Here is a 13247-nt window from a genome sequence, read left to right as displayed (position 1 = left end):
GCCGGAATCCTGCCTGCTCGCCAGTGTATGTACCGGCTCATGGATCTACGCCCACATGGGCCTGCTCGACGGGCTCGCCGCGACCAACCGCAAGGAGCCGGACCGCCTCGAGGCCTCGCATCTGGGCAAGACCCCGATCGACCGCCTCGCCGAGATCGCCCCGGCCTGCCGCGTGAGTCATGCGCGGGTGGTCGACGCCGGCCGCATCGTCACCGCCGGGGGCATCAGCTCGGGCATGGAGCTGGGCTTTCACCTGCTGCGGCGCGCCGGCTACGACGAGAGCTTCGTCGCCGACGTGGCCCGCGTCATGGAGTACCAGCGCGCCTACGCGCTTTACGAGCACGACATCGAATATGCCGCGCCTGTTGCGGCAACCCGCCTCAAAACTGCTTGAACCCTTGAAAAGGAGCCGACCATGTCCGCCTTTCGCAACCCGTTCGACTACAAGGTCCGTCTGAATCGCGGAGGCTGCAGCTGTGGCTGCCACCACAGCCAGGCCGAGCATGACCACGCCGAGGTACTCGAGCGCCAAGCCGTGCAGGATCGTGCGGTCGAGAGCGCGATCATGCGCGCGATGTTCCCGCAGGACGAAGTGCGCCGCCGCTTTCTGAAGGCAGTGGGCGGTTCGACCGCGATGGCCGCGATTGCCAGCGTCTTCCCGCTCGCCGCTGCCAAGGAGGCCTTTGCCGAAACCCTCGGGCCGCTGGAGAAGACCAAGCTCAGCGTCGGCTTCATCCCCATCACCTGCGCCACGCCGATCATCATGGCCCACCCGCTGGGCTACTACGCCAAGTACGGCCTTGACGTCGAAGTGGTCAAGACCGCCGGCTGGGCGGTGATTCGAGACAAGTCGCTGGCCGGCGAGTACGACGCCGCCCACATGCTGTCGCCAATGCCGCTGGCGATCACCGTCGGAGCCGGCGCCAACCCGATTCCCTGGACCATGCCGGCGGTCGAGAACATCAACGGCCAGGCGATCACGCTGGCGATGAAGCACAAGGACCGGCGCGATCCCAAGGACTGGAAAGGCTTCCGCTTCGCAGTGCCCTTCGACTACTCGATGCACAACTACCTGTTGCGCTATTACCTGGCCGAGCACGGCATCGACCCCGACCGCGACGTGTCGATCCGCTCGGTGCCGCCGCCGGAGATGGTCGCCAACCTTCGTGCCGACAACATCGACGGTTTCCTCGCGCCCGACCCGGTCAACCAGCGCGCGGTGTATGACGGCGTGGGCTTCATCCACATCCTCTCCAAGGAGATCTGGGACGGCCACCCCTGCTGCGCGTTTGCCGCCAGCCGCGAGTTCGTCACCACCATGCCCAACACCTACCAGGCGCTGCTCAAGGCCATCCTCGACGCCACCGCCTATGCCCGCAAGCCTGAGAACCGGCGCGAGATCGCGGCCGCGATTGCGCCGACCAACTACCTCAACCAGCCGGTCACGGTGGTCGAGCAGGTGCTCACCGGCACCTACGCCGACGGCCTGGGCAACGTGGTGCGCAACCCGGAGCGGATCGACTTCGACCCCTTCCCATACGAGTCCTTCGCGATCTGGATCCTGACCCAGATGAAGCGCTGGGGGCAGATCAGCGGCGACGTGGATTACGCCAAGGTGGCGCGCGAGGTCTTTCTCGCCACCGACGCAACCCGTCTGATGAAGGAAGTCGGCATGGAGCCGCCGGCCGACCCGGTCAAAGCCTTCTCGGTGATGGGCAAGGAGTTCGACCCCAGCCAGCCCGAGGCCTACATCGACAGCTTCGCGATCCGGAGGAGCTGAGCGATGAATGCAAAACGACCCTGGCTGGCGCCGCTGCTGTCGCTGGTCTTCTTTGCGGTGTTCGTGGGGCTGTGGCACCTCGGCACCAAGCAGACCGTGGGCGAGGTCATCGTTGATCCCGAGTACGCCGCGCTGATCGGCGCGGCGGCAGCCACAGGCGGGCAGTCGGCGATGCCGGGGCCGGTGGATGTGGCGGTCAAGCTCTGGGAGCACATCTCCGACCCGTTCTACGATCGTGGCACCAACGACAAGGGCATCGGCATCCAGCTCGGGCACTCGATCGCCCGGGTGCTGGTGGGCTTCGGCCTGGCCGCGCTGGTGGCGATTCCGCTGGGCTTCGTGATCGGCATGTCGCCGCTGGTGTACAAGGCGCTCGACCCCTTCATCCAGGTGCTCAAGCCGATCTCGCCGCTGGCGTGGATGCCGCTCGCGCTCTACACCATCAAGGACTCGGGCATCTCGGCGATCTTCGTAATCTTCATCTGCTCGTTGTGGCCGATGCTGATCAACACCGCTTTCGGCGTCGCCGCGGTGCGAAAGGACTGGCTCAACGTCGCCCGCACGCTGGAGGTCTCGCGCCTGCGTACCGCCTTCCAGGTGATCCTGCCGGCCGCCGCGCCGACGATCATGACCGGCATGCGTATCTCTGTGGGCATCGCCTGGCTGGTCATCGTCGCCGCCGAAATGCTCGTGGGCGGAACCGGTATCGGCTACTTCGTGTGGAACGAGTGGAACAACCTGTCCATCGCCAACATCATCAGCGCCATCCTCTTCATCGGCCTGATCGGCATGGTGCTCGACAACACGCTGGCCCGCCTGGGTCGTGCAGTGACGTACAAGGAGTGACCCGATGACCCAGCATTTTCTGCAAGTCGAGGGCCTGGCCAAGCGCTTCCCCGGACCCAAGGGCAAGGACGATCTGACGGTCTTCGAGAACATCCACTTCGGCATCGACAAGGGCGAGTTCGTCTGCATCATCGGCCACTCCGGCTGCGGCAAGACGACCATTCTCAACGTGCTCGCCGGCCTCGACGAGGCCAGCGACGGCACGGTGATCATGGACGGCAAGGAGATCTACGGCCCCTCGCTCGACCGCGGCGTGGTGTTCCAGGGCCATGCCTTGCTGCCGTGGCTGACGACGTTGAAGAACGTGGAGTTCGGCGTGCGCTCGCGCTGGCCGGGCTGGAGTGCGCAGCAGATCGAGGAGCACAGCACCAAGTATCTCGAGATGGTCGGCCTCGGCAGCGCGCTGCACAAGAAGCCCTCGGAACTTTCGGGTGGCATGAAGCAGCGCGTGGGCATCGCCCGTGCCTTCGCGATCCAACCCAAGATGTTGCTGCTCGACGAACCCTTTGGCGCGCTCGATGCGCTCACCCGCGGCACCATCCAGGACGAACTGCTCGGCATCGTGCAGGCCACGCACCAGACGGTGTTCATGATCACCCACGATGTGGATGAGGCCATTCTGCTCGCCGACAAGATCATGCTGATGAGCAACGGCCCCTACGCCAAGATCGCCGAGATCGTCGAGGTGACCATGCCGCGCGACCGCACCCGCAGCACCATCCACCACGACCCGCAGTACTACCGCATCCGCAACCACCTGGTCGATTTCCTGGTGAATCGCTCCAAGGACTTCGCCGGAGCGGCTGCCGCCGGCCACGATGCGCGCCACCCGCCGGTGGTACGCCCAGGCCTCGAGGGTTCCGCAGAGGTCGTGCCGATGCCCGCCCATCTCCAGTCCCTTTCCGCCAAGGATGCCGACCGTCCGGCGCCTCTCGTTTCCAAAGCCTCTGCCTGAAGGAGAATTACCATGACCCGTGATGACGTCACCGCCCTGATCCTCGCCGCCAAACTGAAGAAGAAGCTGAGCTGGTCCCAGCTCGCCGAAGTGGTCGGTTTCAGCAAGGAGTGGAGCACCGCCGCCCTGCTTGGCCAGATGACCCTGACCGAAGCCCAGGCCAAGGCCGTGGGCGAGGTGCTTGAGCTGCCCGAAGACGCAGTCGCGCTGCTGCAGGTCGTGCCCTACAAGGGCTCGCTGCCCACCTCGGTGCCCACCGACCCGCTGATCTACCGCTTCTACGAACTGATCAACGTCTATGGCACTACTTTCAAGGAGCTGATCCACGAGGAGTTCGGCGACGGCATCATGAGCGCCATCGATTTCAAGATGGACCTCAAGCGCGAGCCCAACGACGCCGGCGACCGGGTCAGCATCACGATGAGCGGCAAGTTTCTGCCGTACAAGACCTACTGAGCGTCAAGCTGCGGGCGGTTGCGACCACCATTCGGGGTCGCAACCGCCTTTTTGCTTTGCACCGCGGGCTCAGTGCGTGACCCGGGTGACATCCTCGACGATCGGGGTGAGTGCCGCCCCGATTCGCGCGAATTGCGCGTCGGTGATCAACGCGCCCAGCACGGACTGGAAACGCTCGCCCTGCACGCCGGACACGATGTACTGCCAGCGGTATGCACGGAGTACCGTCGCGTGGATGCGCGCGGTCTCGTCGTCGCTCAGCCGGCGGTTCACCGACGTGACGAAGTAATCCGCGTCGGCTTTCGCCTGTGCCTGCAGGATGCCGTCGACCGCACCGACCAGGCCGATCAGGTCGTTGACCGCCGAGTCGCGCTCCTCTGCGCTCAGGCGTTCATCCTCGCGGCGCCACTCGAGCTCGTCGAGAATCGCGTGCTGGGACTCCTCACGAGCGTGATGCAGGAAGACATCCTTCCACAGCTCGGACAGGTTATCGTCCGGGTCGATGCTGCTGTGGTAGTGCTGCAGCACGAAAATCTCGATGTGGCAGATCAGACCCAGCACCGCCCATCTGGAGGCCGACAGCACCGCCTGGGCGACACCGTTCGGGTCGGGCACGAAAACATAGCCTTCCGGCATGCCGGCCGCGGCCATGCGTTCGAGCCGGCGGAACATCTCCTGATGCTTGATCTCCTCGTCGGTGAAGCGTACCAGGGCTTCGAGGGCGGTCTGGTCACCGAACTGGTGATCCCGACTCACGTCCAGCATCTGCGCGCTGATGAACCGCTCGACCAGGCCGAAGATGTTCGCGTACGACCGCCCCTGGACCTGCGACAGCAAGCGTCGCTCGGCCGGCAGCAGGAAGGGTAGTTCGTTGACGCGAGACAGGCCGTCGGGGAGGAATTTCTTGTCGAAATCGAACTGGCGGCCGCGGATGACGTCTCGATCGATGTCGAAGCGCACGCGTTTGGACACCTCCACTGCACGCGCATAGCGCTGGGCTTCGCCGTGATGATGGTGGCCGGTGGTGACTGGGGCGGTGTGGTTGATGGTATGCATGATGTTGCTCCTTTTGGGCGGGGGAAGAAGTCAGTACAGGGGCGCGACCGAGTCTGGGTGGGCGCGACGTCGAGTTGTCGGATGCTCACCATCAAGCTCGGCGACGACCGAGTTGATCTCGCTGCGATGCAGGCCGATGTCTTGCAGAGTGCGGTCGTCCAGGCTCGCCAGCACCTCTCGCTGGGCGCGAAGCGCGCGGCGAGTGCGTCGTCGGCGAAGGGCATTGCGAACGGTTCTGGTGATGAAGTCGGACAGTTCGATAGTCGAGCGAACGGCCCTGCGCATCAGGCCCGGCCGGGCGGCAGGCGTTTCATCGGGGTAGGTGTGCGTGGTTTCCATGGCGATCTCTCCTGAGTGAATGAAGCGATGTCGACGAAGTCGGAATGCAATCCGTCGCTTGCGTCGATGGCTGCATCCTCCTCGTTGCCGGTAACCGCCATCTTTCGCATTGGCGCGATGTGGTTTCGATTTCGTATCCCGTCTGTATCGGCCGCACGGGGGCTGCAGGCGTCCGGCCTTGAACATGTCGCCTGCAGCATCCACACTGGATACATGGTTGAACAATGAGCGAGGGCGTGGATGAGTGCGATCGGCCGGATACTGGTCGTGGACGACGATCCCGACATCCGCGACATGCTTTCGGAGTATCTCGGGCTTCATGGTCTCGAAGTGACCGCTGTAGACGGCGGCGCGGCGATGCGTGATGCGCTCGCGCAGGGGATTCCCGACGTCGTGCTGCTCGATTTACGCCTGCCCGGCGAGGACGGTCTCAGCCTGCTGCGCTACCTGCGCGAGAAACATGCCCTGGGGGTGGTGATGGTGACCGGCGCCGGCGAGACCGTAGACCGTATCGTGGGTCTCGAAATGGGGGCCGACGACTACATCGCCAAACCGTTCGAACCCCGGGAGTTGCTCGCGCGGATCAAGAGCGTGATGCGTCGTGTCCAGGGCGGTAGCCTCTCGTCGATACAGACTGCGACCACCGGTGTGCGAGGCGGCACTGGTGGCGACCGGGTTTCGGTTGGCGCCTGCTCGCTCGACCTGGGCTCGCATCGTTTGTTCGATGCGCAGGGCGAGGAGATGATGCTGACCGCGATGGAGTTCGATCTGTTGAAGGTCTTTGTCGAACATCCCAACCAGGTGCTGTCACGGGACCGCCTGCTCACCCTGACCCGAAACCGTGAGTGGGAGCCGTTCGACCGCTCCATCGACATCCGTATCGCGCGGCTCCGACGCAAGGTCGAACCTGACCCCGAGCGACCCAGGTTGATCCGCACGGTTCGCAGCGCGGGCTATATGTACGTCCCCTGAACCGCGAATCCGGGCGGGCGCATGTAATCGACGTGTTTCGATGGTAACCGCGAGGTAACAGCGCAGGGCGGCCAGTGCGGTGCCGACTAGACTGGAAGCGACTTGTGAGCCCGATGAGGCCGGACATGAAGCGAAAGGCGCGGCGAGGAAGCTCCTTCCGGATGCAGCGACAGGCCATGGATCTGCCCATGCTCGTGATCGCACGCGACATCGAAGACTGCAACGAGGCCGCATGTCGGCTGCTGGGTCGCGACCGTACCGACATCGTCGGACGTTCCCCGTTGGCGTTCTCGGCTCCCACCCAGGTCGACGGTGACAGCGCCGAACTCGGCGGGCGGCAGCGGGTCGATGCGGCGCTGAATGGGCAGCCGCAGTGGTTTCAGTGGCGCTTTCTGGTCAAGGGTGGGGAAGAGGTGGATACGCTGGTTCACCTCGAGGCACGCCGGCTGGACGACCGCCTTCGCCTGGTGGCTCACATCCAGGACCTGTCGCGGCTGCTGCAGGCAGAGACCACGCTGGTCGCCACTGAGCGACGTCTTCATCAGGTGCTGGATCAGGCCAGTGCAGTGGTCTTCTGGAAGGGTCTGGACGGGCGCTACCTCTTCGTGAACAGGGAATTTTGCCGGCTGGTCGGTCAGTCGCCGGAAGCAGTGATAGGCCGTCGCGACGGCGACGTGATGCCGGCGATGGTGGCCACAAGGCTGCGCGCCAACGACGCGCGCGTGCTGTCCGAGGGCCGGACGGTCACTTTCGAGGAGCAGATCGTCGTCGATGGTGAGTTGCGAACCTACCTGGTCGACAAATTTCCGCTGTTCGATCCGGACGGGCGGGCCCAGGCCGTGTGCGGTATCGCCAATGACATCACCGGCCGCAAGCGGATCGAGGATGCCTTGCAGAAGGCGTCGCTCGCGGTCTCGGAGGCTCGTGGTGCCAGCCTGTTCCAGGCGCTGACTCGCTATCTCGCCACCATCGTCGATGTGGACTGGGTTTTCCTCGCTGTTCGGGACTCCGAAGCGGCCACTCGCATGCACGTTCTGGCCCTGTGGAAGAACGGCGCGCTGGCGGAGAACTTTGATTACGATCTCTGCGGCACGCCGTGCGAGACCGTGATCGGCCAGGAGTTCCGCATCTATCCCGACCGTCTGTGTGAGCGCTTTCCTGACGACGCGGACTTCCTCAGCCAGCGCATGCAGAGCTACGCAGGGTATCCGTTGACGGATTCGCGCGGGCGACCATTGGGACTCATCGCGCTGGTGTCGCGCAAGCCGATGACCGATCCGTCCTTCATCGAGTCCGTGATGAAGATCTTTGCCGCGAGAGCGGCGGCAGAGCTCGAGCGAGATCGCATCGAGCGTGATCTGCGAGCGTCGGAGGCAAGCTATCGGGCGATCTTCGAAGCTGCCGAGGACTGTATCTTCATCCACGACATCGAGACCGGTGCTTTCGTCGACGTGAATCCGCGGGCGTGTGAGGTCTATGGATACGACCATGCGACCCTGCTCACGATGACGCCGGCCGATCTGGGCATCGGCGTCGAACCCTATTCGGCGCGCGAGGCCGCACAGTGGCTGGCGCGTGCGCGTGCCGGCGAGGTGGTTCGTTTCGAATGGCGTCGCCGCAATTCCGACGGGTCGCTGCACTGGGATGAAGTGTGTCTGAAGCGCATCCGCCTTGCCGGCGTGGATCGCATTCTCGCGGTGACGCGCGACATCACCGTGCGCAAGGAGTCGGCCGAGGCGATCGAACGCAGCGAGAACCGGCTCCGGGCCACGATCGAAGCTGCGCTCGACTGCATCATCACGATGGACGACGCAGGGCGGATCTGCGGATTCAATCCTGCGGCGGAGCGCTGTTTCGGATACCGCAGCGAGGCGGTCATGGGCCACAGTCTCGCCGCCACCCTGATTCCCGAGCGTTTCCGGGCGGCGCACGAGGCGGGCATGGCGCGATTTCTGGCGCATGGAAAAGGCAGCTTCATCGGGCGTCGGGTCGAGGTCGTGGCTCGCCGTTCGGATGGCAGCGAGTTTCCCGCAGAGCTCGCGATCGCAGTGGCCGAGGGCATCGCCGGCCGGATCTTCGTCGGTTACCTGCGCGACCTGACCGCCGCAAAGCGCGCCGAGGAAGAGCGTGAGCAACTCGAGGCGCAGTTGCGTCAGGCACAGAAGATGGAGGCCATCGGTCACCTGGCCGGCGGTATCGCCCACGATTTCAACAACATCCTGACCAGTGTCACGGGCTATCTTTCGCTTGCCGGGGAACGTCAGTCGGAACTGGGCGACCCACGGCTGGCGCGCTATCTCGACCAGACGGGCGTGGCGACGCGACGGGCGCGCGACCTGATCCGACAACTGCTCACGTTCAGCCGTGGTCAGCGTGGCACGCACCGCGAGGTTTCCTTGCGATCACTGGTGGAGGAAATGGCGCGCTTTCTCAAACCGATGCTGCCATCCACGGTCGGCTTCGAGATTGATCCGGGCCACGATTCCGCCTTTGTCGTCGCCGATCCGGTGCAGATCGAGCAGGTCGTGATGAACCTGTGCATCAATGCCCGCGATGCGCTGGACGGACGGGGTACGATCCGTATCGCGATCGAGCATCCTGCACCAAGTGTCGCGGTCTGTGCGTCGTGCAGGGCCTCGGTTGCGTCGTCGGGACATCTGGCATTGCTCGTCGCTGACGATGGGCCCGGCATACCGTCCGACGTGCTGGAACGGATGTTCGAACCCTTCTTTACCACCAAGCCGGTGGGCAAGGGCAGCGGTATGGGTTTGGCCACTGTTCATGGCATCGTGCATGAGCACGGCGGGCATATTCTGATCGATAGCAAGCCGGGCGGCGGCACCGCGTTTCGGGTGCTGCTTCCCCGCGTGACGCCGAGTGGTGAGGTCTGCGGGACCGGATGCTCCTCCCCGGAAGAGTCGTCCAGGCAGGCGCTGTCGGGGCGCATACTGGTGGTCGACGATGAGGCGATGGTGACCGGTTTTCTGGAGGAGCTGCTGCAGGTCTGGGGTCTGGAGGTGGTGCTGGCACATGACGGACTGGAAGGGTGTGAGCGTTTTGCGACCGATCCGGAGGGCTTCGATCTCGTACTGACCGACCAGACCATGCCGCACAGGACCGGATTGGAGATGGCCGCCGAGATTCACCGAGCGAATCCTTCGGTGCCCATTCTGCTGTTTTCCGGTTATGCCGAAGACGTACCCGAGCACGTCCTGGCTTCGGCCGGTGTTCGCGCCTTGCTCGCGAAGCCGGTCGAACCAGAGAACCTGCTCGCATTGCTGACCGAACTGCTCATGCCGTCACCGGCCTGATTGATGCCAACGCCGGGGCTGCGCCGGTTGCTCCTTTGGGGGTGGTGTCGTCGGGAGATGCCGCCTCACGGATCGGCAAGTGGAGGACTACGGCAACCAGCGCGAGCAGGATGTCGGCGTACCAGATCCAGTCGTAGTGGCCGGTGACAGTCACCGCGACGCCGCCCAGCCATACGCCGAGAAATGCTCCGAGCTGGTGTACCAGCATCACCACGCCGAGCAGAGTCGCCATGTGCCGAAGGCCGAACAGCTTGCCGACCAGCCCGGCCGTGGGTGGCAGCGTTGCCATGTAGGTCAGGCCCATCCAGCCGGCAAAGCCCAGCACGACCCACTCGGTCTTGGGCAGTGCGAGAAACAGTCCCACGCCGATTGCGCGCAGAGCGTACAACACGATCAGAGCGGTACGCATCGACCCGCGCCGGATCATCGACCCGGCTGCGAGACTGCCGACAACGTTGCACAGACCGACGACGGCGATCCACCAGCCCGAGACACTCGGTGGCAGCCCGCAGGCCGCGATCACGCCCGGCATATGCGAGATCAGGAAGGAGACATGGAAGCCGCACACACCGAAACCGAGCGCGATCAACCAGAAGGTGGGCGAGGCGAGCGCATCGCGCACCGGCATGCCGGTGGTCGAGGGCGATGGCATCGCCACCACAGCGGAACCCCGCCGGAACGCCCACGCAAGTGGTGCAGCCAGCAGCGCGAGCACCGCCAGGGCGAACATCGCCGCCTGCCAGCCGGCCCAGGAGATCATGCCCTGGGTGATCGGACCGAGCACGAGTTGCCCCACCGAGCCGCCCGCGCCGACGATACCGATCGCAAGGCCCCGGTGCTCGGCGTCAACCCGCCGGCTGACCTCGCTCAACAGGATGCCGTTGCTGCCCGCAGCGGCGCCGGTCACCGCGAGCAGCGACAACACCAGGACCAGTTCGGTCGCGCTGCGCGCAAAGGGCAGGAGGGCGGTCACCATCGCCAGCGATACGCAACCGACCACGATCACGCGTGTGACGCCGAAGCGCTCGGCGGCCAGCCCGGCTGCCGGTTGCGCGACACCCCACAACAAGTGGTTGAGCGCGGCGGCAAAGCTGATCGTGACCAGACCGAGTCCGGTCGTGGTATTGAGCGGGGAGACGAAGAGACCGAAGGATGAGCGCGAGCCCATCGTGACGCCCATCAACGCCGCGGCGGCGAGCGCGACGAGGAGGGTGGGGGTATGTCGATTGCGGTTCATCATGGACTCCGGGTGTTCCATGACGGGAAGGTGTTCCCGTCTTGTCGGAGCCCATGCTGGTCTGCGTGCGTAGCCGGACGATTTCGAACCGGTGCGGTTTTGTTATCGGTTGGTAACCGTAACCGAAAACCACGAACCGCTGCGGACGCGAGGTGTGTCGTGCCGTGCGCGCTTCTTCAAGCGAATCCGCGCAGTGAGACCTCGCGCCCAAACGGTGTGCGTAGGTCAGCCATGCACCGCCGAGAAGCCCGGCTCACCATCGAAGTGGTAGAGGTTCTCGGTCTTCACCACGTCCAGGCCGGCATCGACGACCCGGCGCTGGAGCTCGGCAGGCGCCGTCGCCGCAGGCTGGTCACCGATGAAGCGGCAGCGCCAGTGATCGACGCAGAAGGTCTCCGGAAAGCCGTTCGGCCACACCCGCACGCCACGGTTGGTGATCACCTCGAGCGCGAGACCGGTGCCGTGCTGTGCGCCCTTGAGCCGGGTGGCGAGGGTGTCGATGTCTGCCCCGCGCCAGTGCAGGAAGAGATCCACGCCTACGAGCTGCTTGTGTGCCCGGGCGGCGGTCGGCGTGAGTCGGGTCGGCGCTTGTTGCGGTACCGCGCTTGCCTTCGCGTAATGCACCGGTTGCAAAGCTTCGGGCTTGTGCCCGAGCCTGCGGATGACCTCGTCGGCGAAGCTCCGGGTGCCGACCAGCTTGTGGCTGGTCTCGGGGTCGTGGATGTCACGGGTGTGGATGCCGCGCTCGATCGTGCTCAACCAGGCGTTGTGGATGCGCTCGGCCACCTCGTTCTGGCCAATGTGCAGCAGCATCAGGATCGCTCCGTGGAGCAAGCCGGAGGGGTTGGCCACGTCTTTCCCCGCGATGTCGGGTGCAGAACCATGGATTGCCTCGAACATGGCGCACTGGTCACCGATATTGGCCGAACCGGCCATGCCCACCGAGCCGGCGATCTGAGCCGTGATATCCGACAGGATGTCGCCGTACAGGTTGGGTGTGACGATCACGTCGAACAACTCGGGCTGGTCGGCGAGCATCGCCGCGCCGATGTCGATGATCATGGTGTCGCGTTCGAGATCCGAGTACTGCGCGCCAACTTCATCGAATACCTGGCGAAACAGGCCATCGGTCAGCTTCATGATGTTGTCCTTGATCATGCAGGTGACCTTTTTCCGTCCGTGCCGGCGGGCGTATTCAAAGGCGTAGCGGACGATGCGCTCGCATCCCGGGCGGGTAATCAGTTTCAGACACTGCACCACGTCATGTGTCTGGCGATGCTCGATTCCTGCGTACAGATCTTCCTCGTTCTCGCGTACGACGACCACATCCATGGCCGGGTGACGGGTGGGTACGAAGGGAGCATAGGCAACGCATGGGCGGACATTGGCATACAGGCCGAGTGCCTTGCGGGTAGTCACGTTCAGGCTCTTGTAGCCGCCGCCGCGCGGGGTCGTGATCGGCGCCTTGAGGAACACCCGGGTCTCCCGCAGCGACGCCCAGGCCTGCTCGGGCATGCCGGTCTTGACGCCGGAGAGATAGCTGCGCTCGCCGATCTCGACGGTCTGGATCGCCAGACGTGCGCCGGCGGCGTCCAGGATGCGCAGCGTCGCCTGCATGATCTCGGGGCCGATGCCGTCACCCTCGGCGACGGTGATCGGTGTCTGGAGCGTGACGGACTGGGCCGGCAGGTCGTTGGGGTGCATGAGACTTCTCCTTGTCTGTCGGCCGCCGGGCTGGCGGCGCTACGGGAGAGATCTTGAATCCGGCAGTGAATTTAATAAAATGGATTATTTCTCTATAGAACATCTACAAACATAGATATATGGCTGATGCACTGGACACCCCAGGAGACGTACCGCCGCCCCGGCGGCGTTTTCACACGCGGCAGACCACCTTCCGCCAACTGGAGATCTTTCTCGAGGTCGCCCGACGGGGCAGTGTGACCGAGGCCGCGCGGGCATTGCATTTGGCCCAGCCTACGGTATCGACCCAGTTGGCCCGCATGCAGGAGGCGCTCGGCGAGTCGCTTTTCGATCAGGTTGGGCGAAGGCTCGATCTCACTGCCTCTGGCGAGATTCTGCAGCGCGGCTGCGAAGAGTTGTTCGAAGTTCTAGAGCGAATCGATAGCCGTCTCGGCGCGCTGCATGGCCTGACCGCCGGCACGCTGCGGCTTGGCGTGGTGACTACCGCCAAGTATCTGATGCCGGCCTACCTCGGCGCTTTCTGTCGTCGCTTCCCCGAGGTCGAGGTGCAGTTCAGCATCTGCAACCGGAACGAACTCGTCTCCCGGCGGG

General features: G+C 64.5%; 11 protein-coding genes and 1 pseudogene. 8 read left to right on the top strand and 4 right to left on the bottom strand.

The window, feature by feature from the left end; genetic code table 11:
* From GPA21_RS15440 to cynS, 5 genes and pseudogenes are all read left to right on the top strand, one after another.
* A pseudogene (locus tag GPA21_RS15440) lies at window positions 1-394 on the top strand (type 1 glutamine amidotransferase family protein); the annotation flags it as partial.
* Between the two features lie 21 nt (window positions 395-415).
* The gene (locus tag GPA21_RS15435; RefSeq protein ID WP_168989022.1) at window positions 416-1780 is read left to right on the top strand and encodes a CmpA/NrtA family ABC transporter substrate-binding protein; all 1365 of its coding nucleotides are present in this window, start codon (window positions 416-418) and stop codon (window positions 1778-1780) included.
* 3 nt (window positions 1781-1783) lie between these two features.
* The gene (ntrB, locus tag GPA21_RS15430; RefSeq protein WP_168989021.1) at window positions 1784-2626 is read left to right on the top strand and encodes a nitrate ABC transporter permease; all 843 of its coding nucleotides are present in this window, start codon (window positions 1784-1786) and stop codon (window positions 2624-2626) included.
* Between the two features lie 4 nt (window positions 2627-2630).
* On the top strand, window positions 2631-3581 hold the full coding sequence (locus tag GPA21_RS15425) for an ABC transporter ATP-binding protein (RefSeq protein ID WP_168989020.1): 951 nt from the start codon (window positions 2631-2633) through the stop codon (window positions 3579-3581).
* A gap of 12 nt (window positions 3582-3593) precedes the next feature.
* Window positions 3594-4037 carry a cyanase gene (gene cynS, locus GPA21_RS15420; protein WP_168989019.1) on the top strand — a complete coding sequence of 148 codons (444 nt, stop codon included), beginning with the start codon at window positions 3594-3596 and terminating at the stop codon, window positions 4035-4037.
* A gap of 69 nt (window positions 4038-4106) precedes the next feature.
* Here the strand turns inward: cynS and GPA21_RS15415 are convergent, their stop codons facing one another.
* Together GPA21_RS15415 and GPA21_RS15410 are read right to left on the bottom strand one after the other, a co-directional pair.
* Window positions 4107-5093, bottom strand: a complete 987-nt coding sequence (locus GPA21_RS15415) for a hypothetical protein (RefSeq protein WP_211163637.1) — start codon at window positions 5091-5093, stop codon at window positions 4107-4109.
* Window positions 5094-5123: 30 nt separating this feature from the next.
* On the bottom strand, window positions 5124-5432 hold the full coding sequence (locus tag GPA21_RS15410; RefSeq protein WP_168989018.1) for a DUF1127 domain-containing protein: 309 nt from the start codon (window positions 5430-5432) through the stop codon (window positions 5124-5126).
* Between the two features lie 240 nt (window positions 5433-5672).
* On the opposite strand from GPA21_RS15410, the gene GPA21_RS15405 reads away from it, so the two are divergent.
* A complete protein-coding gene (locus GPA21_RS15405; RefSeq protein WP_168989017.1) occupies window positions 5673-6404 on the top strand; it encodes a response regulator in 732 nt (243 codons plus the stop codon).
* Window positions 6405-6529: 125 nt separating this feature from the next.
* Window positions 6530-9715: a hybrid sensor histidine kinase/response regulator gene (locus GPA21_RS15400; protein ID WP_168989016.1), complete on the top strand. Its 3186-nt coding sequence runs from the start codon at window positions 6530-6532 to the stop codon at window positions 9713-9715.
* On the opposite strand, the gene GPA21_RS15395 is transcribed toward GPA21_RS15400, so the two are convergent.
* Both GPA21_RS15395 and GPA21_RS15390 read right to left on the bottom strand, forming a co-directional pair.
* Window positions 9696-10952 carry an MFS transporter gene (locus tag GPA21_RS15395; protein ID WP_211163636.1) on the bottom strand — a complete coding sequence of 419 codons (1257 nt, stop codon included), beginning with the start codon at window positions 10950-10952 and terminating at the stop codon, window positions 9696-9698. The genes GPA21_RS15400 and GPA21_RS15395 overlap by 20 nt on opposite strands.
* A 225-nt stretch (window positions 10953-11177) precedes the next feature.
* Window positions 11178-12656: an NADP-dependent isocitrate dehydrogenase gene (locus GPA21_RS15390; RefSeq protein ID WP_168989014.1), complete on the bottom strand. Its 1479-nt coding sequence runs from the start codon at window positions 12654-12656 to the stop codon at window positions 11178-11180.
* Between the two features lie 119 nt (window positions 12657-12775).
* Here GPA21_RS15390 and GPA21_RS15385 point away from each other — a divergent pair.
* Window positions 12776-13247, top strand: a 472-nt coding sequence (locus GPA21_RS15385; RefSeq protein WP_168989013.1) for a LysR family transcriptional regulator, incomplete at its 3' end; no start/stop codon positions are given.

It is taken from the genome of Azoarcus taiwanensis (assembly GCF_012910885.1).
Classification (GTDB): Bacteria; Pseudomonadota; Gammaproteobacteria; order Burkholderiales; family Rhodocyclaceae; genus Azoarcus_F; species Azoarcus_F taiwanensis.
This window is presented reverse-complemented; position numbering and strand designations above follow the sequence as displayed.